Below are 26,106 nucleotides of genomic sequence, written 5' to 3' on the forward strand. Positions count from 1 at the left end.
AGGGGGCTTTGATTATGATATTTTCCCAGAGCAAAGCACCTGTTCTTGAGGCAATGCAGCAGCATCTTCAGAACAGAGTCGTTCCATTTGATGTTCCGGGACATAAAGGCGGAAGAGGTAATGCAGAGCTTACTGACTTTCTTGGCAAGTCATGCCTTAAAGCTGATGTCAACTCAATGAAACCACTGGACAATCTATGTCATCCGGTTTCTGTTATCAAAGAAGCACAGGATCTTGCCGCTGAAGCATTCGGTGCAGAAAACGCATTTTTTATTGTAAACGGTACTACTGGTTCAGTACAGGCTATGATAATGACCGCATGCAAAGCTGGCGAAAAAATCATCATGCCCAGAAATGTTCACAGAAGCGCAATTAATGCTCTTGTTGTCAACGGTGCAATACCTGTTTATGTAAATCCGGGAACAAACAAGGAACTGGGTATTCCTCTTGGTATGTCTGTTGAAAACGTTAAAAAGGCAATCGAAGAAAACCCAGACGCCAAAGCGGTTCTTATTAATAATCCAACATATTACGGCGTCTGTTCAGATTTAAGGGAAATCGTACGTATTGCACATGAACACAATATGCTGGCTCTTGTTGATGAAGCTCATGGCACTCATTTTTATTTCGGTGAAGATATGCCCGTGTCAGGTATGGCAGCCGGAGCAGACATGGCAGCTGTAAGTATGCATAAAACCGGAGGTTCACTGACCCAAAGTTCAATTTTACTGTGCGGTCCAAACATAAATGGCGATTATGTACGCCAGATAATTAATCTTACCCAGACTACAAGCGGTTCATATCTTCTCATTTCATCTCTGGATATTGCAAGAAAAAATCTTGCCCTGAATGGTAAATCAATATTTAATAAAACTGTACAATTTGCAGAATACGCAAGAAATGAAATCAACAAGCTCGGCGGATATTATGCATTCGGCAAGGAGCTTTGCGATAATGATGCATTTTATGACTTTGACAAAACAAAGCTCTCTGTTCATACCCGTGATATTGGTCTTGCGGGAATTGAAGTATATGACATTCTCCGTGACGATTACGGCATACAGATTGAATTCGGGGACATCGGCAACATACTTGCTATCATTTCTGCCGGAGACCGTGCACTGGAAATTGAACGTCTGATTTCCTCACTTTCTGAAATAAAACGTCTTTATTCCAAAGACAAAAGCGGAATGTTCGACCATGAATATATTAATCCGGAAGTCATAACTGCTCCACAAAAGGCTTTTTACAGCAGGAAACGGTCAGTACCTATCAATGAAAGCAGCGGACATGTATGCGGCGAATTTGTAATGTGCTATCCTCCCGGAATTCCGATTCTTGCTCCGGGTGAAAAAATAACAGATGAAATAATAAATTATATTAATTATGCCAAGGAAAAAGGCTGTTTTATGACAGGTACACAGGATATTAAAATTGAAAATATCAATATTGTTGAAGAATAGGAGCAGAAAATGGAACTTTGGTACACGGAAAAACATACCGATAACGTAAAATTTTCTATAAGGGTCGATAAGCATCTGAGAAGTGCTGAAAGTGAATTCCAGAGAATTGATATTTTTGAATCTCAGGAATTCGGCCGAATGCTTACTCTTGACGGATACCTTATGGTTACTGAAAAGGACGAATATATTTATCATGAAATGATAACTCATGTCCCAATGGCTGTAAATCCTGACATTCAGAATGTTCTTGTAATCGGTGCCGGAGACGGCGGAACAATAAGAGAGCTTACACGGTATAATCATGTAAAAAATATCGATATGGTTGAAATAGACGAAATGGTGGTAGAAATCTGCCGTGAATATCTGCCCCAGACCGCCTGCCGTCTGACTGATCCGAGAGTTCATATATTTTATCAGGATGGTCTGCGGTTTGTCCGAAACAAAGAAAATGAATACGACCTTATAATCGTAGATTCCACAGACCCCTTCGGTGTGGGTGAAGGACTGTTTACAAAGGAATTTTATGGCAACTGCTACAAGGCTCTTAAAAGCGACGGTATTCTTGTAAACCAGCATGAAAGTACATTTTATACTTCCTATGCAAATTCTATGAAAAGAGCCCACAGCAGAATAAAATCCACTTTCCCGATCGCACTGGTATATCAGGCTCATATTCCTACATATCCGTCAGGTCACTGGCTTTTCGGATTTGCTTCTAAAAAATATGACCCCAGAGCCGATCTGAAAGCAGATTGGTGGAACAGTCTGGGTATAAAAACCAGATACTACAATACAATACTTCATACAGGCTGCTTTGCAATCCCTAACAATGTCAGGGATCAGTTAAGAGAATCAGGAGAACATAAATAATAATGGAAAAAAATATACACACATTTATAGGCTGCGACAATGATTATGATGAAAGCAAAATAGTTATTTTTGGCGCACCTTTTGACAGTACGACCTCATACCGTCCGGGTACAAGATTTGCAAGCTCTGCTATGAGAAATGAAAGCTTCGGCATTGAAACATACAGTCCATATCAGGACAAGGATCTTATGGATATAAAAGTCTTTGACGGCGGTGATCTTGAGCTATGCTTCGGCAGTCCGGAATCGGCTTTAAAGGATATTGAGGAATTTTCATCTGAAATTCTAAAAGATCACAAGCTTCCTGTTATGATAGGCGGAGAACATCTGGTAACTTTAGGAGCAGTCCGTGCAGCGGTGAAAAAACACCCTGATCTATGTATAATCCACTTTGATGCCCATGCAGATTTAAGAGATGATTATCTGGGACAAAAACTTTCTCATGCATGCGTGATGAGAAGATGCCATGAGCTTGTGGGAGATGGGAGAATCTTTCAGTTTGGCATAAGAAGCGGCGACAGAGAAGAATTTATATGGGGAAAAAAGCATGTTTCCACAAATAAATTTAATTTTACAGGACTTGAAAAAATCAAAGATAAAATAAAAAATAAGCCCGTTTATTTTACTCTGGATCTTGATGTACTTGATCCTTCATGCTTTCCGGGTACTGGTACTCCGGAAGCAGGGGGAGTAAATTTCACAGAGCTTATGCTTGCTATTCAGTTCGTTTCTACACTGAATGTAATAGGACTTGATGTTAATGAGTTATCCCCTGCACTCGACCAGAGCGGTGCGTCAACTGCTCTTGCGTGCAAACTTTTAAGAGAAATTTTATTATATTTTTATAAGGAGAACTGAAATGGGATTTTTTGATAAATTTAAGAAAAAGAAAGATGACCTTACAAGTGAACTGGAAAATTATAAATCCGATTCAGCCAAATCGTCAGAAGACGATAATATACAGCAATCACTTGATGAAATGTCAGCCGCCAGAAAGATACTGAAAGAAATATATGATGAAACATCTGTAAACTGTGTAACAATGGAACTGACAGACGCAAAACCGTCAATTTTTGAAAGTAAATTAGGCGGTATGGGCTATATTCCTCATGACGGAAACTTTCCTCAGGACAGCAAGGGTAATCAGCTAAGACTTCTTGCACAAATTAAATGTTCTGATATTTCACTTGAAGATTTCCCTAAGCAGGGACTTTTACAGTTCTGGATTCTGAATAATGACTTAAGCGGTGCTGATTTTGAAAATAACACAAAACAGGATTCCTTCAGAATTGTGTATCATAAGAATATTGACAATAGTGTTACTGAGGAAGAAGTAAAATCAAAATTTTCCAGGAATGAATTTGACGATGATGATATGATGCCTGTAACGGGTGAATACGGTGTAACATTCACAGCTGATACTGATTTCATGTCGGATAATGACTACAAATTTAATAAAATATTCTGCGATAAATATAACAAGCTGAATTCTCCTAAAACAATATCAACAATGTATAATGTTGAATGTGATCTTGATGAAATTGAAGAATATACTACAGGATCAGAAAAAGCGTTCGGGCATAAAATAGGCGGATATCCGGGATTTACACAATATGATCCAAGAGACGAAGGAGATACCCACGATTTTCTCCTGCTTCAGCTTGACAGTGATTTCGACGATGACGATGACAAAATTATGTGGGGCGACTCTGGAATCTGCAACTTCTTTATAAGCCGTGAAAAACTTAAAAATCTTGATTTCAGTGATGTTTTATATAACTGGGACTGCTGCTGAAAAATTCTAAACCTGAAAGGAATTAAAACTATGTCTAAAGCATTAATTATAGGTGCCGGCGGAGTAGCCGGAGTTGTTATTCACAAGTGCTGCCAGAACAGCGAAGTATTTACAGAAATCTGCATAGCAAGCAGAACAAAATCCAAGTGTGACAAATTCAAGGAAGAATTGCAGAACAAAACATCCACAAAAATCACTACTGCTCAGGTGGATGCAAATAAGGTCGAGGAACTTGTTGCTTTAATTAACAAAGAAAAACCGGATATTGTAATAAATGTTGCTCTTCCCTATCAGGATCTGACAATTATGGACGCATGTCTGGAAACAAAAACAGACTATCTTGATACTGCAAATTATGAACCTGAGGATACTGCAAAATTTGAATACAAATGGCAGTGGGCATACAGAGAACGCTTTGAAAAAGCAGGAATTACGGCTGTTTTAGGCTGTGGATTTGATCCGGGTGTTACAGGAGTATTCTCCGCATATGCCCAGAAGCATTATTTTGATGAAATTAATTATATTGATATTCTCGACTGCAACGGCGGAGATCATGGCTATCCATTTGCAACTAATTTCAATCCGGAAATCAACATCCGTGAAGTATCTGCAAAGGGCAGCTATATCGAAAACGGAAAATGGGTTGAAACTGAACCTATGGAAATTAAAAGAGTTTACAACTTTGATGAAGTCGGTGAAAAGGATATGTACCTTCTTCACCATGAAGAGTTAGAATCTCTGGCAATCAATATCAAAGGTATCAGGCGAATCAGATTCTTTATGACATTTGGTCAATCTTATCTTACACATCTGAAATGCCTTGAAAATGTAGGAATGACATCAATTGAACCTATTATGTTTGAAGGAAAGGAAATCGTACCGCTTCAGTTTTTAAAGGCAGTACTCCCCGACCCTGCTTCACTGGGACCGAGAACTGTTGGTAAAACTAATATAGGCTGCATTTATCAGGGCTTCAAAGATGGAAAACCTGTTAATTATTATGTTTATAATGTCTGTGACCATCAGGAATGCTATAAGGAAGTAGGCTCTCAGGCTGTTTCGTATACAACCGGAGTTCCGGCAATGATCGGTGCTATGATGGTACTGACTGGCAAGTGGAAAAAAGCCGGCGTATACAATGTAGAAGAATTTGATCCGGATCCGTTTATGGATGCTCTTAATAAGTGGGGACTTCCATGGAAAGAAAACTTTAATCCGATTTTAGTAGATTAATATCAAAAGGAAAGGAAAAATTATGATTTTAGTAAATACTGATTATATAACAGGAAAAGAATTTGAAATGATTGCTCTCGTTAAAGGAAGTACTATTCAAAGCAAAAATATAGGCCGTGATATCACTCAAAGCTTTAAAACAATAGTCGGCGGAGAATTAAAAGCTTACACTGAAATGATGAATGAAGCCAGAGAGCTTGCAACAAACCGAATGATTAAAGAAGCAGAAGGGCTTAATGCAGATGCCATTATAAATATTCGTTACACAACATCTTCTATCACACAGGGTGCCGCTGAAGTTATGGCTTATGGTACTGCAGTTAAATTTTTATGATTTTCCAAAGGAAGGAAATCTGTAAATGCTTGATGTTAGTATAATTAAAACCCCTTGCTATGTTATAGATGAAGCAAAGCTTATCAGTAATCTTGAAATTCTCAAATCAGTACAGGATAAAACAGGCTGCAAAATTCTGCTTGCACAAAAGGCATTTTCAAATTTCAATTTTTATCCTCTGATTTCAAAATATCTTGCCGGAACTACAGCAAGCGGTATTAACGAAGCGATGCTTTCACATGATTATATGCCGAATGCTGAAAACCACGTTTTTGCTCCGGCTTATACTGAATCCGATATGTCAGAAATTGTAAAAATATGTGATCACATTGTATTTAATTCATTCGGTCAATGGGAAATGCATAAAAATACAATAAAAAATTCCGGACGAAATATTGAATGCGGAATCAGAATCAATCCCGAATATTCTGAAATTGAAACAGATATTTACAACCCATGCTTTAAAGGTTCACGAATGGGTGTTACTCTTAAAAATTTTGATGACAGCAAACTTGACGGTATCAGCGGACTGCATTTCCATACTATGTGTGAACAAAATTCTGATACCCTGGAGCGTACTATTAAAGTCGTTGATGAAAAATTCGGCAGACATCTTAAGAATATGAAATGGATAAACTTTGGCGGAGGTCATCATATTACAAGAGATGATTATGATATTCAAAAGCTTATTGAATGCATAATGTATTTTAAAAATAAATATCATATTCAGGTTTACCTTGAACCGGGTGAGGCAGTTGCATTAAATGCAGGTTATCTGGTTTCAAGTGTTCTTGACATAATTGAAAATGGTATGGATATTGCAATTTTAGACGCATCTGCCGCATGCCATATGCCTGATGTACTGGAAATGCCTTACCGTCCTGATATAATCGGAAGTGGGAAGGCAAATGAAAAAAAATATACTTATCGTCTGGGAGGCAATACCTGTCTTGCCGGAGATATAATAGGAGACTACTCCTTTGACGCTCCGCTGAAAATAAATGATAAACTGATTTTCTGTGATATGGCAATTTATACCATCGTCAAGAACAATACTTTCAATGGAATTAATCTGCCGTCGATTGCTGTTCTCCGTAAAAACGGCAGTCTTGAAATGATATGCGAATATAATTATGAACACTTTGCACAGCGTCTGGGCAATGACAGGATATACCATGAACAGTAATTATTCAAACTGTAAATTATGCCCAAGACAATGCGGTACAAACAGAAGCATTACAGCAGGTGTCTGCGGTTCTGGTGACAAAGTAAAAGCTGCTAAAGCATGTCTGCATTACTGGGAAGAACCTCCTATAAGCGGCAAAAACGGTTCAGGTGCTGTATTCTTCTCAGGCTGCTCATTAAAATGCTGTTTCTGTCAGAACTATCAGCTAAGTCATGATGGATTCGGCAGGGAAATCACCACAGAAAGACTTGGTAATATTTTTCTTGAATTACAAGAACAGGGTGCGGAAAATATTAATCTGGTAAATCCTACCCACTATGTTTACTCCATCATCAAAGCCCTTGATATGGTAAAACACAAACTTAATATTCCGGTTGTATATAACAGCGGAGGTTATGACCGTGTTGAAACTTTAAGGCTTCTTAAAGGATATATTGACATATATTTGCCTGATTTAAAGTACTTTTCCAGTGATCTTTCAAAAAAATATTCACAAACACCTGATTATTTTGAATATGCATCAAAAGCAATTCTTGAAATGCATAATCAACAGCCTGAGCTTATGTGGAACGGAAACTTACTTCAAAAAGGACTGATTATCAGGCATCTGATACTTCCCGGCTGTCGTCATGATTCTATTAAAATTATAAAATGGCTGTCTGAAAATCTGCCTGTTGACAGCTTTTTACTAAGCCTTATGAGCCAATATACACCAACGTATAACAGCAGTAAGTTTCCGGAAATAAACAGAAAGGTGACCACGTTTGAATATAATTCAGTACTTGACCAAGTAATAAAACTGAATATAAATGGATATACTCAGGATAAAAAATCTGCTTCACTGAAATATACACCTGACTTCAATCTTAATGGAATATAAAATCTCCCCTTGACCATAAAGTCAAAGGGAGATTTCTTTATATCAGCTTAGTACCATCATTATCAATATGAAATTCCTTTACCTCCCATCCGATCAGTCCAGCATTATCAAGAGAGAATTTCATTTTACCGGCAAAATATGTATTATTTTCATCAACTATCGCAACAATTGTCGGTCCGGCACCGCTTATATATGTCGCATATGCTCCATGATTATACGCTATGTCAAATACTTCTCTGGCATTGGGAATCAGTTCCATTCTGTAAGGCTGATGCAGCTTATCATGTACACCTGTTCTTAAATTTTCAAATTTACCCGTAAGAAGTGACGCTGAAAATAGCGCAGCTCTGGACAAATTATAAACCGCATCCTTATGCGAAACCTCAGTTGGCAGACAAGCTCTTGCCTTTTCTGTTTTAAGTTCAAAATCCGGGATAATTGCAGCAAATTTAAGCTTTGTATAAACCTCCTGCTTCACCCAATGTACCTTCTGACCATCAAAAACAGCAGTCACAATTCCCCCCAGCAATGCCGGAGCAGTATTGTCAGGATGACCCTCAATCTGTGCCGCAAGGTCAACAAGATCATCTGCTGTAAGAGGATTTCCAAGCAATGTGTTTGCACCTACAAGACCGGCAACAATGCATGCGGAGCTTGAGCCTAATCCCCTTGCCATGGGAATATTATTTGTCTGACGAATTTTAAGACCGCTTATTTTTTTTCCGCATACATTAAATAAATCTTTTGCAGAAACATATATCAGGTTATTTTCATCAACTGGTACTTCAACATTGTCAAGAGAGGAAATTTCTATTTTATCAGACTCTTCCATCTCAACATAATTATAAAATGTCAGTGCAAGTCCCAGTGCATCAAAACCAGCACCCAGATTTGCAGACGTTGCGGGAATCTGTATTTTAATCATATTAAACCTCTGGAAGATTCTTCAGACTATCTTCCAGTTCCTTATCAGTAGGAATATAATCTGTCATAACGCCGTCATTATATTTCTGATATGCAACCATATCAAAATAACCTGTACCAGTAAGACCGAACAAAATAGTTTTTTCCTCTCCTGTCTCCTTGCATTTCAGTGCCTCATCAATTGCAACTCTGATTGCGTGACTGCTTTCCGGTGCAGGCAGTGTACCCTCAATTCTTGCGAACTGTGTAGCTGCATCAAATACGGAAGTCTGTTCAACTGATCTTGCTTCAATCAGACCCTCATCATAAAGCTCGGAAACAACACTGCTCATACCGTGATAACGAAGTCCTCCGGCATGATTAGCTGATGGAATAAATCCGCTTCCCAGAGTGTACATTTTAGAAAGTGGGCATACTTTTCCTGTATCACAGAAGTCATAAGCATACTTACCTCTTGTCATTGACGGGCATGAAGCCGGTTCAACAGCAATAAATTTATAGTCAGCTTCCCCTCTGAGCTTACGTCCCATAAACGGAGAAATAAGTCCGCCAAGATTTGAACCGCCGCCGGCACATCCGATAATAATGTCAGGTTTGATATCGTACTTGTCGCATGCAGCCATTGTTTCCAGACCAATAATTGACTGATGCAGCAAAACCTGAGACAAAACCGAACCCAGAACATATCTGTAACCTTCACTGGAAACAGCAGTTTCCACTGCCTCAGAAATTGCACATCCCAGAGAACCAGTTGTACCCGGGAACTGTTCAAGGATTTTTCTTCCAACATTTGTTGTATTGGACGGTGAAGGTGTAACGGAAGCACCATAGGTTCTCATTACTTCACGTCTGAAAGGTTTCTGTTCATAGGACACCTTAACCATGTATACTTTGCAGTCAAGGCCGAAGTAAGAACATGCCATTGAAAGTGCAGTACCCCACTGACCGGCACCTGTTTCAGTAGTAACACCTTTAAGCCCCTGTTTTTTAGCATAATATGCCTGAGCGATTGCACTGTTAAGCTTATGGCTTCCGGAAGTATTATTTCCCTCAAATTTATAGTAAATTTTAGCAGGTGTTCCCAGAGCCTTTTCAAGGAAATACGCACGTACCAGCGGTGAAGGGCGATACATCTTGTAAAAGTCACAAATTTCTTCAGGAATATCAAAATAAGCTGTATCATTATCAAGCTCCTGCTTTGCAAGCTCTGTACAGAATACTCCGCTTAATTCTTCCAGGGTCATCGGTTTCAATGTAGCCGGATTAAGTAAAGGTGCCGGTTTCTTTTTCATATCAGCCCTTACATTATACCACTGTTTGGGCATTTCATTTTCCTCAAGATAGATTTTATAGGGAATTTTATTTTCCATAGGATTATACCTCACAATTTTAAAATATATTTTTATTTTACCAGTTTTTAAAAAAGTTGTCAATACAAAATGAAATTTTCTGCCTGAATCTATTATGCATTATTCCTCATAAAAAGAAGTAATATCTTCAATACTTTTATATTTAGGTATTTCCGGATTTGCATTACTGCATCTCAATCTGATTACGCTCACAAATATATAAATTATTATATATCTCATAATTCTTATGATAAAGATAGCACACTGCTACTGCAAATCTGCAATAACAGTGTGCTTATATAATCCGCCATATCAGTCTTACGATATCACAAATCACTCAACCAATTTTACAGATTAATTTATTTCATTGAAGAAATATTAATTCTATTCAATGCACGTTTAAGCTTCATTTCAGCAAGTCTGTGTTCAAAATCACTCTTGCTTTCATTCAGACGTTTTAAAGCGTCTTCCTGAGAACGCTTTGCCCAGTCAAGATCTATTTCGTCTGCCCATTCTGCTGCCATAGCAAGAATTGTTGTAGTCTCCTTAGATACCTTAAGCACTCCGCCTGAAATTGCAGCCACCTTAAATTCACCGTCTATTTTTACACGAAACGGTCCGGGTGGCAGATCGGAAACATAATTTTCATGACCTGCAAGGACACCGATATCGCCCTCAGTAGTTCTGACGATTATCTGTTCTGTTTCAGAATCAAAGAAAACCTTTTCCGGTGTGATAATTTTTAATTTAAAAGACTTCATCAGCTTTCACCTTTTTTAGCCTTTTCAACTGCTTCATCAATTGTACCGACAAACAGGAATGCTGATTCAGGAAGATCATCATGTTTTCCTTCAATAATTTCCTTAAAGCCTCTTATTGTTTCTTTTATCGGTACATACTTGCCCTTCATACCTGTAAACTGTTCTGCAACAGTAAACGGCTGAGACAAAAATCTCTGAATTTTTCTTGCACGGTTAACTGTCAGCTTATCCTCATCTGAAAGCTCGTCCATACCCATAATAGCAATAATATCCTGAAGTTCAGTATATCTCTGAAGAATTGTCTGAACAGCTCTTGCCACCTCATAATGCTCATGACCCACGATTTCGGGTGACAGAATTCTTGAATTACTTTCCAGCGGATCAACTGCCGGATAAATACCCAGTGAAGAAATCTGTCTTGAAAGAACAGTTGTAGCGTCCAGATGAGCAAATGTTGTTGCCGGTGCCGGGTCAGTCAGGTCATCTGCCGGAACATATACTGCCTGAACAGATGTAATTGAACCTCTGTTTGTTGATGTAATACGTTCCTGAAGTGCACCCATTTCTGTTGCCAGAGTCGGCTGATAGCCAACGGCTGACGGCATACGTCCGAGAAGTGCTGAAACCTCTGAACCTGCCTGAGTGAAACGGAAAATATTATCAATGAACAAAAGTACGTCCTGACCCTCAACATCACGGAAATATTCCGCCATTGTAAGTCCTGAAAGACCAACTCTCATTCTTGCTCCAGGCGGTTCATTCATCTGACCGTAAACCAGAACAGTTTTGTCAATAACTCCGCTTTCCTTCATTTCATTGTAAAGGTCATTACCTTCTCTTGTACGTTCGCCTACGCCGGTGAATACTGAAATACCGCCGTGCTGATTGGCAACGTTATTGATAAGCTCCTGAATAAGTACTGTTTTACCTACTCCGGCACCTCCGAAAAGACCGATTTTACCGCCCTTAAGATAAGGTGCAATAAGATCGATAACCTTTATGCCTGTTTCCAGAACTTCATTTGAAGCTGTCTGTTCTTCATAGCTTGGAGCTTCTCTGTGAATGCTCCATTTTTCTTTTGTTTCAACTGGAGCGCCGTCATCAACCGGCTCTCCCAGCAGATTAAAAATTCTGCCCAAAGTTTCCTTACCAACCGGTACCTTAATCGGTGAACCGGTATCAACTGCATCCATACCTCTTACCAGTCCGTCAGTACTGCTCATAGCAATGCATCTTACAATATCATCGCCGATATGCTGAGCAACCTCAAGAACCAGTTTTTTGCCGTGATTATCAACTTCTATAGCATTAAGCAAATTCGGAAGACAATCTTTATCAAACTGTATGTCAACAACCGCACCGATAATCTGTACTATTTTTCCGGTATTCTGCATAATTTCCTCCGTATAAAAGCGATTAAAACCGCATTAATTTTGCACTATTCCTGTGCATTTGCACCACTAACTATCTCAGTAATTTCCTGAGTAATCGCAGCCTGACGAGCTCTGTTATACACAAGTGACAAGTTGCTTATCATTTCATTTGCATTGTCAGTTGCATTTTCCATAGCTGTTCGTCTTGCCGCCTGTTCAGCCGCAAATGAATCTACAATCGCTCCAAACAGAACACCTGCTATATATTTCGGGATAAGAGAATCAAATACCTCTTCCGGCGACGGATCATAATTGGTCAGACTGATATCACTCTTATCCACTTCAATGTCAAGAGGAATAAGAGGTATATGCTTTTCCTCCTGCACCAGCGGAGAAACGCAGTCAGTGTAAAAAAGCTCAACCCTGTCAATCTTATCCTTATTATAAACGTCTATTATCTTATCCGCAATACTCATAGCTCCGTAAATAGAGATATTTTCAGAAATATTTTCATATCTGGTCATAATCTTGAAATTACGCTTTTCAAAATATTCAACAGCCTTTCTGCCTATAGGCAGAATTACAACCTGAGTCTGTCCAGAAAGTTCATCATATCTCTTCTGAGCAAGCTTTAAAACATTTGCATTAAAGCCTCCGGCAAGACCTCTGTCACCGCCGATCACAACCAATAACGTCACATTATTTTTTCTTTTTCTTGTATAGATAGAACTGAATGTAGCGTCTTCCCTTACGATCTCGCACATTGCATCATAAATGGCATTAAAAAACGGTTTGGAGTTATCTGCTTTTTCTTTAGCTTTTCTAAGCTTTGATGAAGCTACAAGCTGCATAGCATTAGTAATCTGTTTTGTGCTTTCAACACTTTTCATGCGGCGTTTTATATCTTTCATATTTGATGAAGCCATAAAAATCTCCATTCATGCCGCTGTATGTCAATACAGCACGCCGTATTTTACCTGTGTAATTTCATTTATTTATCCGATATATATTTTGATGAAAAATCGGAAAGTACTTCTTTAAGTGCTTCTTCATTTTCTTTTGTCAGTTCCTTTGTTTCAGAAATTGACTTTATTATATCCGGATACGAGTTATCAATAAGCTCGAACAATTCATCCTGAAAATCTGATATCCGGTTTATTGGAATATCCTTAAGATAGTTATTAACAACAGCATAAATAATTATTACCTGATGTTCAACTGTCATAGGTGAATTTCTGTCCTGTTTAAGAACCTCAACAACTCGTTCGCCCTGTGCAAGTCTTGCCTTTGTATCAGCATCCAGATCAGATCCGAACTGTGAGAACGACTGAAGTTCACGATACTGAGAATATGTCAGCTTCAGGGATGATGAAACCTTTTTCATTGCTTTGATCTGTGCATCACCGCCTACACGAGAAACGGAGATACCAGGGTTAACCGCAGGACGTATACCTGAATTAAAAAGGTCTGTTTCCAGGAATATCTGACCATCAGTAATTGAAATTACATTAGTTGGAATGTAAGCGGAAACGTCCCCTGCCTGAGTTTCAATAATAGGCAGAGCTGTAAGGCTTCCGCCGCCGTAATCTTCATTCAGGCTGCATGCTCTTTCAAGCAGTCTTGAATGCAGATAGAAAACGTCTCCCGGGTAAGCTTCACGTCCCGGCGGACGTTTCAGCAGCAGCGACAGTGTACGATAAGCCACCGCATGCTTTGAAAGGTCGTCATAAATACACAAAACGTCCTTGCCCTGATTCAGGAAATATTCACCCATAGCACATCCTGAATAAGGAGCAATATACTGCAATGGTGCAAGCTCTGAAGCACTTGCAGATACAACAATAGTATATCTCATTGCTCCGGCCTTTTCCAGAGTTTCAACCACGTTTGCAACAGTAGAACGTTTCTGACCTATTGCAACATAGATGCATATAACATCCTGATCCTTCTGATTGATAATAGTATCAAGAGCAATTGCAGTTTTACCAGTTTGTCTGTCACCGATAATAAGTTCACGCTGTCCTCTTCCTATTGGAACCATAGCGTCAATAGCCTTAATACCGGTCTGCAATGGCTTATGAACCTTTTTTCTTGTAATGATACCAGGAGCAATTTTTTCAATCGGTTCTGTCTTATCAGTAACAATAGCGCCCTTGCCGTCAATAGGCTGTCCCAGAGCGTTTACTACTCTTCCCAGCAGTTCATCACCTACAGGAACAGACACGATTTTATTTGTTCTCTTTACCGGATCTCCTTCTTTGATCTCAGAATCGGAACCCAGCATAACTGCACCGACAAAATCACGCTCCAGATTAAGCGCCATGCCGTAAACTCCGCCCTCAAACTCAAGAAGTTCTCCGGACATACATTTTTCAAGTCCGTGAATTGTCGCAATACCGTCTCCGACAGTTACAACAGTACCCACATCCTTAAGCTCCAGCTTTGAGCTGTAATGCTTTATTTGTTCTTTAATAATACCAGTTATTTCATCCGGGCGTAAATTCATTAATACACCTTCTTCTAATTATTGTATTTTAAGCTGCTTGGCAACAGCTTCCAGTCTTCCCCTTATACTGTTGTCTATCAGGGTATTGCCCTGTTTTAAAATAATTCCGCCGATAATCGCCGGGTCAACTTCTTCCTTAAGCTTAACTGTTTTTCCGGATTTTTCCTCAAGCTTTTTTACAAGCTTGTCCCGCAGTTCTTTTTTAAGCGGCATACTTGTAATAACAGTCATTTCAGCAACATTTTTATATTCGTTATATCGAATATTAAAACTGTCAGTCATTTTGTCAAAATAACCTATTCTCTTTTTATCGGTAACAAGGCAGATAAAATCATGCACTATTCCCTCGCTGCCGAAAACACTGTTTATAACATTCTTTTTTTCGTCATTTAAAATCACCGGCGAGCCGAGGAGCTTTACAAGCTCAGGATTATCGTCAAAAACCATGCGGCACTGGTTCAGGTCTTCATGCACTTCTTCAATGCATCCTGATTCAGTACACAGTTCAAACAAGGCATCAGCATATAATTTTCCTACATCACCTGTCATTTCAAATCACCCACATTGTCAATAAATTCATTGATAAATCGTTCGTGATCGGCTTCAGTGATTTCCTTTTCAACAACCTTCTGTGCAACAAGAACTGCCAGTTCGGAAACTTCTCCCCTGAGTTCATTCTGTGCACGTTTCTTTTCTCTTTCAACATCTTCATCAGCTCTTGCAAGTATTGCTGACGCTTCGCTTTTCGCTTCGGAAATGATTTCGTCTGAGCGCATCTGAGCCTTTTTGGACGCTGCCTTTATCATCTGGGCAGATTCCTCCTTAGCTCCCTCCATCAGTCCTGAATATTCAGATTCAAGAGATTTTGCATGTTCCAGTGCCTCATCAGCCTTGTTATATGTTTCAGAGACATCATTCTGGCGCTCATCGAGAATTTTATATACTCTTCCGAAAAGAAAATGCTTAAACACCAGAAACAAAATCAGCAGATTGCATAATGTAAAAATTATGGTGCCGATGTCAATGGATAAAAATTCCAGCATTTATATTCCTCCAGCTTTTCTATTTTAATTTACAGCTTAGAGTTTACCCAGGAACGGATTAATAAACATCAGAATAAGAGCTACAACGAATGCATAAATACCTGTTGATTCAGCAACGGCACATCCGACGAACATTGTTCTTGTAACTGCGCCTGAAGATTCAGGCTGTCTTCCGATTGCTTCACAGGCTTTACCTACTGCAAAACCTTCACCAATACCAGGACCTATACCTGCGATCATTGCCAAACCAGCGCCGATAGCTGACGCTGCCAATACTAATGCTCTTTCCATAAATTACTCCATTTCTCCTCCGGTTTAAATTTAATAAAATGAATTTTTCCTCTTCCGGGGCAGAGGATTTTAGTCTTCTGCTTTTGCACTTGAAATATAAATCATTGTAAGCATTATAAAAATAAACGCCTGCATAAATCCTGAGAACAGATCAAAATAAAGCGACAGTATAGCCGGAAGACCTATTGTAAACACAGGCACAACCAGTCCTATTGCATTTGAAAGACCTGTCAGGGCAAAGTAAATAAGACTTGTGATAATCATACCGCCGGCAACGTTTCCGAAATGACGGAATGACATTGACACAGGTGTAGACACTTCGCTTACAATATTCAGCGGATTTATAAAGCTTTTAAGATAACCGCCGACACCGTCAGCCTTGATTTTTGCAGCCTCAATCATTATAAAGCTCATCAGAGCCCAGGTAAGCGTCGTACTGAAATCCGCAGTAACAGATCTCAGACCTATCAGACTTACAAGACTTCCGAAAATTGAAGAAGCAAACAAAGCTGCTATATAAGGACCAAAAGCCTTGTATCCTTCGCCCATAGTGTTTTTCACCAGATTATCCACAGTCTCAACAAGAAATTCTGCTATAACCTGTCTTTTCTTTTCTGGCTTTTTCTTCATGTCATGTGTCAGAAACAGCACTAATGCTGTCAAAGCGATTACAATTGCCCAGCTTATAAGTATTGTTTCAGTCACATTTATTCTGACACCGAAAACATCAAAGTGAAAAGCAATTTTAGGTCCATGTACATTAACTTCCTTGGCACCCTGAATAAAATCAGACGCTTTCATTCAGCCTTTTCCTCCTTCCTGAATAATGTTCTTCCCGCATAAATAAGCTTAGGATAAAAATACGGAATAACTGTACCAACCATACATCGCACAGATATAAGCATTGACACAGCGATTATCATCATAACAATAATCATTCTGACAATGTATCCGCCGAACATTTTATTCCCGGCTTTCATTCCTCCGCTTTTTACAATCCTGTAAACTGATTTATTAAGCAGAAAAAGATTTAGCAGCATACCGAATGTACCCATAAGCAATCCGATAGCAATTGATAAGGTAAATCCGATAAATACTACCGAAATCAGATATGCTGAAAGATTCAGAAATAATGATCTAACAAAAATAATTTTCAACTCTTTATTTAAATCTTCTTTTTCCAACAGCTTCCTCCGATATGTAATTTAACCTTATTAATTTTTATAACTACTATTATACCATATTTTTCAGAAAAATCAAATATTTTTTTAATTAATTTTATATTTTTTTATGTTAATTATATATAATTAGGACTTTTACTCATAAAATAAAAATGTTAAAACTGCTCAAAAAAGCGGCATTAATAATATATCAATACCAGATAATGAATCTGCCTTTTTATAAAATTATATTTATTCCGGCATAAATAGCAACGGTCAGATACTGACAATTGTTGAAAAAAAGGACAAAAAAGCATAGTTAATGGTCAAATATCTGTTTATTTATATTGAAATTTTCTGCAAAATAGTATACAATATAAATAGAAGAACAATGCTATTCCTAGAGCGTAATGACACGCTCTTATATTAGAAAGGTTTTGCTGAAATAATGAAAATAATAAAAGGAACCAGTGTAAGCAGAGGCATTGCATTTGGAAATATTGTATTGGAAAAAAAGTGCATTCCAGATATAATTAAAATCAGCAATATCGATCCGGTGGAAGAAATAAACAGATTTTTTAAAGCAAGTGCAGATACTCTTAACCATTTGCAGTATCTTTATGAACGTACACTGCATATTGCAGGAGAAACATACGCTCAGATTTTCAGCATACAGCAAATGATGCTTCAGGACGGGGATTTTGTTGACACAATAATAAAAACTATAGAAACGCAAAATGTCAATGCGGAATATGCTGTATATCTGGCATCAGGTATTTTTTCGGATTTTTTTATGGATATGGACGATGAATCCATACGGTCTAAATCAAATGATATTCTGGATGTTTCCGGACACATTATCAGGCATCTTAATAAGGAGACTATAAAGCCTCCGGTTTATTCAGGCGGCTGCCATATACTTGCCGCAGACGGATTTCTTCCCAGTCAGATCGCAGATATTGACAGAAATATCGTATCTGCGGTTATTTCAGCCAAAGGTCTTGCACGATCACATGCTGCATATCTTGCCAGACATATGCAGATACCAGCCGTTATAAATACAGGCATCCATCTGAATGACAGCATTGAGGGAAAATATGCTGCAGTAGACGGTTTTACCGGAGAAATATTTATTGAACCCGATGAAAAAATGATAAATTCACTTAAGAAAAGACAAAGCAAATATTCTGATATTAAAAGGATGGTCGGAATAATGAAGGATAAAATGAACTTTGCAAAAGAAACCAGAAAGATTCAGATGATTGCTTTGGATCTTGACGGGACAATCATAAGCAATGGCAGTATTCTTTCTGAAAAAAGCGCCGAAGCCATTGAAAAGGCTGCTGCTTCAGGAGTTGTCATTGCAGTATGCACCGGACGGGTACTTATGGAAATTCCGGAAGAGGTAAAAAAAATAAATGGTATTCAGTATTTTATCACTTCAAACGGAGCAGCAATTTATGACAGCAGATTTAACTGCATATACGAGGACCCTCTTCCTGAGGCAACTGCTGACAAAGCAATAGAAATACTTGACGATTATAACTGCCTGCTGGATTTGTATGTAGGAGGACATGGATACGTACAGGCAGATAATGTAAAGAATATTGAGCAATACAAAATCGGTCAGGGATTCCATGCAGTATTACAAAATAACAGAATACTGGTGGAAGATATACATGATTTTTACTACAGCAATAAACCTGATATTGAAAAAATAAATCTTTTCTTTGCTGATCTGGACGAACGAAGCGAAGCTATCGGAAGACTCAGCAAGCTTCTCCCTCCTCCGAATATAACATATTCTATGGGAAATAATCTGGAAGTAAATTCAGGTAACTGCTGCAAGGGTCAGGGAGTACATTTCCTGAGCGGAAAACTCAGTATTAATCCAAAAAATATAATGACTATAGGCGACAGCAATAATGATATTTCTATGCTGGAATATGCCGGATGTTCGGTGGCAATGGGCAATGCTCCTGAAAATGTAAAATCCGCTGCAAAGTATATCACCAGTACCTGTGAAAATGACGGAGCCGCAGAGGCTATCGAAAAATATGCACTAATATAACAAGCAATAAGCGGTGAAATCAAATAAGATTTCACCGCTTTAAACATTTCAGATACTCATTTGTGATTGCCATCCATTCACGTACATAATACGTCGGAGTCATGGTTGCATTATAAAAATCTGTTACTGAATTTATCGCTGAAGTATCATATCCGAACCTGTCCGCAATAAATCCCGCACGATATTGATGAAACCCGTCAGTTACAATAGCAATATCTCCGGTTATGCCCATTTCTTTCAATATTCTGCATGAATTTTCAAGGTTTTCATAAGTGCTCACCGACTGGTCTTCCATAATTATTCTTTCTTCAGAAATACCTTTCTGAACAAGATAAGTCTGCATTGCCTGTGCCTCTGATATTTGTTCATCATCTCCCTTTCCGCCGGAAACAATACAGAATACATCTTCATGCTCAGACAGAAATTCAGCAGCAGCGTCAAGACGTCTTCTCAGCATACGGCTGGGACTGTCCCCTTTTACCTTACACCCCAGAACAACAACTGCCTGTGAATTCTCCGGAGATTTAACACAGGCATTTATCATAAGTCCGGTAAGAACAGCCGCATAAATTATACCGGCGGCAACAATAACAGAAACAGAAATAATCACAATTTTACCACCGGTATGTTTAAACATATTTTCACATAATTCTTTAAACTTATTCCAGAAAACGGTTATTAAAATTAATACTGCACTTATAAACATTCCTGCTATATTTCCGGGATTTAATATATTAGAAAAAACCGGAAGCAGAAAAAACATCATTATAACTATTTCAACAGCTAAAAAGATATACCTTAATTTCATTCGTTATTCTCCTGATATTGATTTATTATTTAATGATAACATCTCCGTATAAATTTGTCAACAAACCTGAATATTTTTTCCTTTTTTACAAAAATAACCCCTGAGAAATCAATTTTTTCTCAGGGGTTATAATCATAAGGATATCAGAATTAATAAACTTAAATTTATTTTATTGCTTTAAAAGCTTCATCCAGATCATATATAATATCATCTATATGTTCTGTACCAATTGAAAGACGTATTGTATTAGGCTTGATTCCCTGATCAAGCAGTTCTTCTTCTGTCAGCTGTGAATGTGTTGTAGATGCAGGATGAATTACCAGAGATTTTACATCTGCAACATTGGCAAGAAGTGAAAATACCTTGAGATTATCAATAAACTTCTTTGCATCTTCTTCAGTACCTTTAATTTCAAATGTGAAAATAGAACCTCCGCCGTTAGGGAAATATTTGTTGTAAAGTGCTTTCTGCTCTCCATCTGCAAGTGACGGATGATTTACCTTTTCAACCTGCGGATGATTATTAAGATAATCAACAACCTTTAAAGTATTTTCAACATGTCTTTCTACTCTCAGTGACAATGTTTCCAGTCCCTGTAAAAACAGAAATGCATGGAAAGGAGAAAGTGTGGCACCTGTATCTCTCAAAAGTATTGCTCTGATTTTTGTTACAAATGCAGCAGCTCCTGCAGCCTTTGTAAAGCTTATTCCATGATAGCTCGGATTCGGCTCGGTTATTGACGGAAACTTGCCGCTTGCTTCCCAGTCAAATTTACCGCTGTCAACAATTACACCGCCTATAGCTGTACCATGTCCGCCGATAAATTTTGTTGCTGAATGAACAACTATATCTGCGCCGTATTCAATAGGTCTTACAAGATATGGAGTAGCAAAAGTATTATCAATTACCAGTGGAATCTTATGCTTATGAGCAATTTCAGCAATTTTTTCAATATCAATTATATTTGAATTAGGATTTCCCAGAGTTTCAATAAATATTGCCTTGGTATTTTCTTTTATAGCATTTTCAAAAGAATTTTCCTCGTCCGGGTCAACAAATGTTGTTGTTATGCCATAAGTCGGAAGAGTATGGGCAAGAAGATTATAAGAACCGCCGTAAATTGTCTTGGAAGCAACAATATGATCACCTGCACCGGCAAGATTCTGAATAGTATATGTAATTGCTGCTGCACCGGATGCTACGGCAAGTGCTGCAACACCGCCCTCAAGTGCTGCTATTCTCTGCTCAAAAACATCCTGAGTAGGATTTGTAAGTCTTCCATAAATATTTCCGGCATCCTTTAAACCAAAACGGTCAGCCGCATGCTGTGAATTATGGAATACATACGAAGATGTAGCATATATCGGTACTGCTCTTGCATCAGTTGCCGGATCTGCATTCTCCTGACCTACGTGAAGCTGAAGTGTTTCAAATTTATATTTTCTATTAATATTACTCATGATAATAACTCCTTTTTTAATATCAATTCATTTTATATTTATAATTTCACAAGGCTCATGCCTATAAAAAAAGCTGTTTCCACAGAAACAGTTTACATTCATTATATGTACTGTTATACTGTTCTCGCAATACACGAACATGCATATATTCGAAGAACAGACATATCAGTTGTTTTCCGTTTTTACACTGCGGATTTTCAGATATATCAGCATTTCTCTCCACTGCACATTCGCTGAGTATTAAGTTTTCTGCAATAACACATTCGCATAGTGAGCATACACATCATCTTTTTCATCTGTAAATCCTCCTGATTTTATTTAATCTATCTGTTCGATAGGATTACTATGGTTATATACTACACCATAAAAACCGTTTTGTCAATAGGTTTTGATTTTTTTGTAAAATATGACAAATTCTCCCTGATTGATATGACCGTATTTGTTTTATTTTTACAACCAGACTTTTTATTTAATTTTAATCCCGAAAGCAGTTTGAAAGAACCACTTTCGGGATTGTTATTGTTATTTTATTATTCACATAAATCAGTATTTTCAGCAACTATCTTCGTAACTTATTGAGGGAAAACCTTTTGAAAAAAGGTTTCCCTCAAACTCCCTTCCTAAAACTTCACCTGATTTTTTCTCAGAGGGGCAATGCTCCTCTGAGAAAAAATAAATAAAAGTCTTTGGAAAGGGGTCTGGGGAAGAACCTTTCTTCAGAAAGGTTTGCCCCAGCAAGGTTTCGGATATACTACTGTAAATTCCGATTTATCTTAATACTTATTATACCGCAAAGTAATCTCAGTGACAATACTAATGCAACATACTCTCCGACATGATAAGCGGAGGAGCTATTCTTAATCTTCTTTTAATATACATATAAGTAAAAGAACGGTGCATATTTATAAAATTATTTTCATAATCATTAAATAAGACAAGTAGATATTATATGTCAGACTATTTATAATATGAGGTGGCTTATGAAAAAGATCAATAAAAAAATTTTAAAAAGACTCGCATGTGTTACATCCGCATTAGTTATTGCAGGCGGAGTAGTTGTATATTCAATAAACAAGTCTCAGCAGAAAACTATTGCAACGCTCGGAGAAGTCAATAATGACAAACCAATTATTATTCTGGATGCGGGACATGGGGAATGTTATTAAACATAGTTCTGAAAATAATGGCAGACGCATAAGCGTTATGCCTTTGTATAAGTTTTAATCCAAAGGAGAATACTGAAAATGAAATATATTATACATACTAAAAATATTTTTAAGTCAAAAAATACTGAAGATATCAAAAAAGCAGTTACCGAAAAGATAGAAAAACTTATAAATACTCAGCTTAAACATTCTATATAAAGCTTATATTAAATCATAATCGAGGTGATATAATGCCGAATACAGGTATTTATTGCAGACTTTCAATTGAGGACAGGAATAAGCTTAAAGATGATGACAGTCAAAGTATTCAGAATCAGAAATCCATGCTTCAGACCTACTGCAAAGAGCGTGACTGGGATATTTATGATATTTACTGTGATGACGGTTACAGCGGTGTTGACCGCTGCCGTCCGGAGTTTAATCGTATGCTTAAAGACTGCGAATGCGGAAAAATAAATATTGTACTTTGCAAGGATCAGTCACGATTTTCCCGTGATACTGTAATTATTGAACAGTATATCAACGATAAGTTCCTTGAATGGGGAGTTCGGTTTATAGGCGTTGCCGACAACGCCGATTCCGACAGCGAAAGTTATGGTACAATGCGTTTATTCACCAGTGCATATAACGAAATGTACGTCAAAGATATTTCATCTAAAATCAGAAAAACTCTTGCATACAAACGTGAGCAGGGACAGTTTATAGGATCTTTTGCACCCTATGGCTATATGATAGATTCCAATGACAAACATCATCTTGTTATTGATGAAAATACCGCACCAGTTGTCAGAATGATTTTTGGAATGTATATTCAGGGAACAAGTTACAGAAATATCGTTAAAGAACTTAATTCCAGGAAAATTCTCAGTCCGTCAGCATACAAGCGAAAGACTGGTTCCGGATATGTAAACTGCAATGCTGAATCAAGTAACTCCAGAGGTTTATGGACACAATCCACAGTAGCTTCGATTCTTCGCAATGAGATGTACACAGGTACACTTGTTCAGGGAAAGTCGCACAATATAAGCTATAAAAATAAAAAGAAAAAGAAAGTGCCTCCTGAGAACTGGATAAAAATTCCCGGCTCACACGAGGCAATTATTGATAATCATACATGGAAAGCGGCTCAGGACCGTATACAAAGCAGAGTTCGTGCAAGCAGTGCCAAACAGATGATTTCACCGCTGTCGGGAAAGGTTAAGTGTGCAGTCTGCGGAAAACCCATGAAACGAAATGTATACTACAATAAGGCTAAAACTATTCAGTATTATGGATTACAGTGTGCATCCTGCAAAACAGGAGCTATGAACTGTACCAATGAAAAAAGTATCAGCGGAAAAGAGCTTGAAAAAATAATAATTGATGAGCTTAATAAAATCATTTCAGAATATTGCAATAAAGATAAAATAAAGCTTATTGATATTTACAGCGAACAGACTGATGCCATGAAACATCAGATTGAAGTACTGAAAAAGCAGCATCAAACAGCTAAGTCAAGGCTTATAAAAACGTATAAGGATAAGCTTGACGGACTGATTTCCGCAGAGGACTTCAAGGTATTCAGAGAAAATCTTTCTGATGAAGAAATACAGCTGTCCGGGCGTATTAAAGAACTGACTAATAAACTTGAATCCAGTCAATTAAATCAAAATGCTGAAGATAAATATTCTGTAATTGAAAAATATACCCATTTTTCAGAGCTTACACGTACTGTCACAGAAGAATTTATTGATCATGTGGAAGTCAGCAAAGTTCAGGATAACGGCGAACGTGAGATACATATTCATTGGAATATATAGATGATATATTACTGTATTTTATTAACGATGATCATTACTGTACCAAGAACAGTCAAAACTGCTCCGGTAGCACGGTTTAATGTTTTAGGTTCAGCCTTATTTGCAAATTTAGCTGCAATTCTTGCCCACAGCAGAGTAGACAATATACAGAAAATCATTACAGAAATATCAGGAGTTCCGCCTATGGCAAAGTGAGAAACAGCTCCTGTAAGGGCAGTAAATGTCATAATGAAAACACTCGTTCCCACTGCTGTTTTCAATTCATACCCAAGTACAGTGGTCAGAATAAGAAGCATCATCATTCCTCCGCCGGCACCTACAAAGCCACAAATCAGTCCTATTACAATACCGCATACAACAGACTGTATAAATCTTTTTTTTGCAGAAACTTCCTGCATTTTCTCTTTGGTAGTCATAACAGGCTTAACAATAAATTTGATTCCTAACAGTAAAGTCATAATCATTGAAAATGCACCCATAGTGTTCTGAGATATCAGACTTGCAAGAAGACTGCCGACAAGTGTAAAAATCAAAACCGTAAACATCATAACAAGCCCATTTTTTATATCAATATTTTTATTGCGGTAGTAAGTATACGCTGATACGCCGCTTGCTAAAACATCACTTGCCAGTGCAATTCCAACAGCCTGATAAGCCGGAATATCAAGAAAAGTAATCAACATAGGACTGATAACGGCAGCCGCACTCATTCCCGCAAAACCTGTTCCCAGTCCTGCACCTAATCCGGCAATAAAACAAATAATAAATTCAAACAGCATAAATACTTTCGTCTCCTATCTATCGTTCATATAATTATAACACGCTATATGATGAATAATTCATCAATGCAGTGTTTATAGCGATACCGCAAATTTTGCTGTACCTTTTAATTCTATTACTGCTCCGCCAAATCAGACAAGATTTAACTTACACAGCAATATCTATTATAACACTAATAACAGATAATTTCAACAGAAGTTTAGTTTAATTGATGAAGCGATATAAAAGCGTTGATTTTTCTGAAGTTTAGTGATATACTATAGAATGCATATACATATAAACATCAGAAAAATTTTTAACCCGGTTTAAGAACACTCCCCACATGGCGGCATTGACGGCGGATGTTCATCTGCAGACGGAGTACCTGAAAAAGGAATCAATCTTAATATTCTTCTATGCCTTCGGGATATGTTCCGCCTTTACGGGTATGATGTGGAGGTCACAAGAGATACCGACCGTTCCATTCATGATGACGGAGTAGAAGGAATAGCCAATCAGAAAAGTTCTGATATGGATAACCGTCTGGCATTGTTTAACAAATACCCCAATGCTATATGTATCTCAATTCACCAGAATCAGTTTACTGATTCCAAATATAAAGGCGGTCAGATGTTTTATTCTGACACAAATTCCCAAAGTAAATATATAGCTCAGGCAATTCAGGATAAATTTGTTGAATTTATTCAGCCGGATAATGACAGGGAAATTAAGCTTTGCGGCAAAGAATTGTTTTTGTGCTACTTCTGTAATAATCCTACTGTAATGGTTGAATGCGGATTCCTTTCAAATCCTGAAGAAGCTGAAAATCTGAAAAATGAAGAATACCAGAATAAAATAGCTTTTACTATATTTGCT

General features: G+C 37.8%; 26 protein-coding genes. 12 read left to right on the plus strand and 14 right to left on the minus strand.

The genetic code is table 11. The features are described from left to right. The first annotated feature begins 14 nt into the window (after positions 1-14). Genes ACI4WO_RS04305 through ACI4WO_RS04340 form a run of 8 tightly spaced genes read left to right on the plus strand, consistent with a single transcriptional unit; the run spans position 15 to position 7,760 of the window. Positions 15-1,463, plus strand: coding sequence for an aminotransferase class I/II-fold pyridoxal phosphate-dependent enzyme (locus ACI4WO_RS04305; RefSeq protein ID WP_439806328.1), 1,449 nt, complete (start codon positions 15-17; stop codon positions 1,461-1,463). A 9-nt stretch (positions 1,464-1,472) separates the two neighbouring features. Next, positions 1,473-2,333: a polyamine aminopropyltransferase gene (gene speE, locus ACI4WO_RS04310; RefSeq protein WP_439806329.1), complete on the plus strand. Its 861-nt coding sequence runs from the start codon at positions 1,473-1,475 to the stop codon at positions 2,331-2,333. Positions 2,334-2,335: 2 nt separating this feature from the next. Further along, a complete protein-coding gene (speB, locus tag ACI4WO_RS04315; protein ID WP_439806330.1) occupies positions 2,336-3,190 on the plus strand; it encodes an agmatinase in 855 nt (284 codons plus the stop codon). 1 nt (position 3,191) lies between these two features. Then, on the plus strand, positions 3,192-4,127 hold the full coding sequence (locus ACI4WO_RS04320; protein ID WP_439806331.1) for a YwqG family protein: 936 nt from the start codon (positions 3,192-3,194) through the stop codon (positions 4,125-4,127). A gap of 30 nt (positions 4,128-4,157) precedes the next feature. Beyond that, positions 4,158-5,360 carry a saccharopine dehydrogenase family protein gene (locus ACI4WO_RS04325; RefSeq protein ID WP_439806332.1) on the plus strand — a complete coding sequence of 401 codons (1,203 nt, stop codon included), beginning with the start codon at positions 4,158-4,160 and terminating at the stop codon, positions 5,358-5,360. Positions 5,361-5,382: 22 nt separating this feature from the next. Next, positions 5,383-5,694 (plus strand): YbjQ family protein, encoded by a 312-nt coding sequence (locus ACI4WO_RS04330; RefSeq protein ID WP_439806333.1) that lies wholly within the window; start codon positions 5,383-5,385, stop codon positions 5,692-5,694. A 25-nt stretch (positions 5,695-5,719) separates the two neighbouring features. Continuing rightward, entirely contained in the window at positions 5,720-6,880 is a 1,161-nt protein-coding gene (gene nspC / locus ACI4WO_RS04335; RefSeq protein WP_439806334.1) for a carboxynorspermidine decarboxylase, read from the plus strand. Beyond that, positions 6,870-7,760, plus strand: a complete 891-nt coding sequence (locus ACI4WO_RS04340; RefSeq protein WP_439806335.1) for a radical SAM protein — start codon at positions 6,870-6,872, stop codon at positions 7,758-7,760. The genes nspC and ACI4WO_RS04340 overlap by 11 nt, the downstream gene beginning before the upstream one ends. A 37-nt stretch (positions 7,761-7,797) precedes the next feature. Here ACI4WO_RS04340 and thrB read toward each other — a convergent pair whose 3' ends face one another. From thrB to ACI4WO_RS04395, 11 genes are all read right to left on the minus strand, one after another. After that, positions 7,798-8,685 (minus strand): homoserine kinase, encoded by an 888-nt coding sequence (gene thrB / locus ACI4WO_RS04345; protein ID WP_439806336.1) that lies wholly within the window; start codon positions 8,683-8,685, stop codon positions 7,798-7,800. Between the two features lies 1 nt (position 8,686). Beyond that, a complete protein-coding gene (locus ACI4WO_RS04350; protein WP_439806337.1) occupies positions 8,687-10,054 on the minus strand; it encodes a TrpB-like pyridoxal phosphate-dependent enzyme in 1,368 nt (455 codons plus the stop codon). Positions 10,055-10,392: 338 nt separating this feature from the next. Continuing rightward, positions 10,393-10,794 (minus strand): ATP synthase F1 subunit epsilon, encoded by a 402-nt coding sequence (gene atpC, locus ACI4WO_RS04355; protein WP_439806338.1) that lies wholly within the window; start codon positions 10,792-10,794, stop codon positions 10,393-10,395. Further along, positions 10,794-12,188, minus strand: coding sequence for a F0F1 ATP synthase subunit beta (gene atpD, locus ACI4WO_RS04360; protein WP_439806339.1), 1,395 nt, complete (start codon positions 12,186-12,188; stop codon positions 10,794-10,796). Before atpD ends, atpC begins: the two co-directional genes overlap by 1 nt. A gap of 44 nt (positions 12,189-12,232) precedes the next feature. Next, positions 12,233-13,093, minus strand: coding sequence for an ATP synthase F1 subunit gamma (gene atpG / locus ACI4WO_RS04365; RefSeq protein ID WP_439806340.1), 861 nt, complete (start codon positions 13,091-13,093; stop codon positions 12,233-12,235). Between the two features lie 65 nt (positions 13,094-13,158). Next, positions 13,159-14,673, minus strand: a complete 1,515-nt coding sequence (gene atpA, locus ACI4WO_RS04370; protein WP_439806341.1) for a F0F1 ATP synthase subunit alpha — start codon at positions 14,671-14,673, stop codon at positions 13,159-13,161. 18 nt (positions 14,674-14,691) lie between these two features. Beyond that, entirely contained in the window at positions 14,692-15,222 is a 531-nt protein-coding gene (gene atpH / locus ACI4WO_RS04375) for an ATP synthase F1 subunit delta (RefSeq protein WP_439806342.1), read from the minus strand. After that, positions 15,219-15,716, minus strand: coding sequence for a F0F1 ATP synthase subunit B (locus ACI4WO_RS04380; RefSeq protein ID WP_439806343.1), 498 nt, complete (start codon positions 15,714-15,716; stop codon positions 15,219-15,221). Before ACI4WO_RS04380 ends, atpH begins: the two co-directional genes overlap by 4 nt. Positions 15,717-15,752: 36 nt before the next feature. Beyond that, positions 15,753-16,007: an ATP synthase F0 subunit C gene (atpE, locus tag ACI4WO_RS04385; protein WP_439806344.1), complete on the minus strand. Its 255-nt coding sequence runs from the start codon at positions 16,005-16,007 to the stop codon at positions 15,753-15,755. A gap of 69 nt (positions 16,008-16,076) precedes the next feature. Beyond that, positions 16,077-16,808 (minus strand): F0F1 ATP synthase subunit A, encoded by a 732-nt coding sequence (locus ACI4WO_RS04390; protein WP_439806345.1) that lies wholly within the window; start codon positions 16,806-16,808, stop codon positions 16,077-16,079. Beyond that, complete coding sequence (locus ACI4WO_RS04395) at positions 16,805-17,191, minus strand: ATP synthase subunit I (RefSeq protein WP_439806346.1); 387 nt, start codon at positions 17,189-17,191, stop codon at positions 16,805-16,807. Before ACI4WO_RS04395 ends, ACI4WO_RS04390 begins: the two co-directional genes overlap by 4 nt. Positions 17,192-17,615: 424 nt before the next feature. Here ACI4WO_RS04395 and ACI4WO_RS04400 point away from each other — a divergent pair, with 424 nt between their 5' ends. Further along, positions 17,616-19,238, plus strand: coding sequence for a Cof-type HAD-IIB family hydrolase (locus tag ACI4WO_RS04400; RefSeq protein WP_439806347.1), 1,623 nt, complete (start codon positions 17,616-17,618; stop codon positions 19,236-19,238). 31 nt (positions 19,239-19,269) lie between these two features. Here the strand turns inward: ACI4WO_RS04400 and ACI4WO_RS04405 are convergent, their stop codons facing one another. Further along, positions 19,270-20,046, minus strand: coding sequence for a YdcF family protein (locus ACI4WO_RS04405; RefSeq protein WP_439806348.1), 777 nt, complete (start codon positions 20,044-20,046; stop codon positions 19,270-19,272). A gap of 164 nt (positions 20,047-20,210) precedes the next feature. Next, positions 20,211-21,506, minus strand: a complete 1,296-nt coding sequence (locus ACI4WO_RS04410; protein ID WP_439806349.1) for an O-acetylhomoserine aminocarboxypropyltransferase/cysteine synthase family protein — start codon at positions 21,504-21,506, stop codon at positions 20,211-20,213. A 980-nt stretch (positions 21,507-22,486) separates the two neighbouring features. Here ACI4WO_RS04410 and ACI4WO_RS04415 point away from each other — a divergent pair. After that, entirely contained in the window at positions 22,487-22,672 is a 186-nt protein-coding gene (locus tag ACI4WO_RS04415) for a hypothetical protein (protein WP_439806350.1), read from the plus strand. A 230-nt stretch (positions 22,673-22,902) separates the two neighbouring features. Next, on the plus strand, positions 22,903-24,471 hold the full coding sequence (locus ACI4WO_RS04420) for a recombinase family protein (RefSeq protein ID WP_439806351.1): 1,569 nt from the start codon (positions 22,903-22,905) through the stop codon (positions 24,469-24,471). 8 nt (positions 24,472-24,479) lie between these two features. Here ACI4WO_RS04420 and ACI4WO_RS04425 read toward each other — a convergent pair whose 3' ends face one another. Next, complete coding sequence (locus ACI4WO_RS04425; RefSeq protein ID WP_439806352.1) at positions 24,480-25,250, minus strand: sulfite exporter TauE/SafE family protein; 771 nt, start codon at positions 25,248-25,250, stop codon at positions 24,480-24,482. A gap of 331 nt (positions 25,251-25,581) precedes the next feature. On the opposite strand from ACI4WO_RS04425, the gene ACI4WO_RS04430 reads away from it, so the two are divergent. Next, positions 25,582-26,106 (plus strand): N-acetylmuramoyl-L-alanine amidase (locus ACI4WO_RS04430; protein ID WP_439806353.1); only part of this gene is annotated, 525 nt, incomplete at its 3' end.

The organism is Porcipelethomonas sp., from assembly GCF_051893655.1.
Classification (GTDB): Bacteria; Bacillota; Clostridia; order Oscillospirales; family Ruminococcaceae; genus Porcipelethomonas.

Coding starts and splice junctions, on each gene's coding strand:
- ACI4WO_RS04410 (WP_439806349.1), bottom strand. CDS start 21,506: ATGAGTAATATTAATAGAAAATATAAATTTGAAACACTTCAGCTTCAC.
- speE (WP_439806329.1), top strand. CDS start 1,473: ATGGAACTTTGGTACACGGAAAAACATACCGATAACGTAAAATTTTCT.
- atpG (WP_439806340.1), bottom strand. CDS start 13,093: ATGGCTTCATCAAATATGAAAGATATAAAACGCCGCATGAAAAGTGTT.
- ACI4WO_RS04350 (WP_439806337.1), bottom strand. CDS start 10,054: ATGGAAAATAAAATTCCCTATAAAATCTATCTTGAGGAAAATGAAATG.
- ACI4WO_RS04400 (WP_439806347.1), top strand. CDS start 17,616: ATGAAAATAATAAAAGGAACCAGTGTAAGCAGAGGCATTGCATTTGGA.
- atpE (WP_439806344.1), bottom strand. CDS start 16,007: ATGGAAAGAGCATTAGTATTGGCAGCGTCAGCTATCGGCGCTGGTTTG.
- ACI4WO_RS04425 (WP_439806352.1), bottom strand. CDS start 25,250: ATGCTGTTTGAATTTATTATTTGTTTTATTGCCGGATTAGGTGCAGGA.
- ACI4WO_RS04305 (WP_439806328.1), top strand. CDS start 15: ATGATATTTTCCCAGAGCAAAGCACCTGTTCTTGAGGCAATGCAGCAG.
- ACI4WO_RS04420 (WP_439806351.1), top strand. CDS start 22,903: ATGCCGAATACAGGTATTTATTGCAGACTTTCAATTGAGGACAGGAAT.
- ACI4WO_RS04380 (WP_439806343.1), bottom strand. CDS start 15,716: ATGCTGGAATTTTTATCCATTGACATCGGCACCATAATTTTTACATTA.
- atpC (WP_439806338.1), bottom strand. CDS start 10,794: ATGAAGTCTTTTAAATTAAAAATTATCACACCGGAAAAGGTTTTCTTT.
- speB (WP_439806330.1), top strand. CDS start 2,336: ATGGAAAAAAATATACACACATTTATAGGCTGCGACAATGATTATGAT.
- ACI4WO_RS04325 (WP_439806332.1), top strand. CDS start 4,158: ATGTCTAAAGCATTAATTATAGGTGCCGGCGGAGTAGCCGGAGTTGTT.
- ACI4WO_RS04390 (WP_439806345.1), bottom strand. CDS start 16,808: ATGAAAGCGTCTGATTTTATTCAGGGTGCCAAGGAAGTTAATGTACAT.
- atpD (WP_439806339.1), bottom strand. CDS start 12,188: ATGCAGAATACCGGAAAAATAGTACAGATTATCGGTGCGGTTGTTGAC.
- atpA (WP_439806341.1), bottom strand. CDS start 14,673: ATGAATTTACGCCCGGATGAAATAACTGGTATTATTAAAGAACAAATA.
- thrB (WP_439806336.1), bottom strand. CDS start 8,685: ATGATTAAAATACAGATTCCCGCAACGTCTGCAAATCTGGGTGCTGGT.
- ACI4WO_RS04320 (WP_439806331.1), top strand. CDS start 3,192: ATGGGATTTTTTGATAAATTTAAGAAAAAGAAAGATGACCTTACAAGT.
- ACI4WO_RS04415 (WP_439806350.1), top strand. CDS start 22,487: ATGAAAAAGATCAATAAAAAAATTTTAAAAAGACTCGCATGTGTTACA.
- ACI4WO_RS04405 (WP_439806348.1), bottom strand. CDS start 20,046: ATGAAATTAAGGTATATCTTTTTAGCTGTTGAAATAGTTATAATGATG.
- ACI4WO_RS04330 (WP_439806333.1), top strand. CDS start 5,383: ATGATTTTAGTAAATACTGATTATATAACAGGAAAAGAATTTGAAATG.
- ACI4WO_RS04340 (WP_439806335.1), top strand. CDS start 6,870: ATGAACAGTAATTATTCAAACTGTAAATTATGCCCAAGACAATGCGGT.
- nspC (WP_439806334.1), top strand. CDS start 5,720: ATGCTTGATGTTAGTATAATTAAAACCCCTTGCTATGTTATAGATGAA.
- atpH (WP_439806342.1), bottom strand. CDS start 15,222: ATGACAGGTGATGTAGGAAAATTATATGCTGATGCCTTGTTTGAACTG.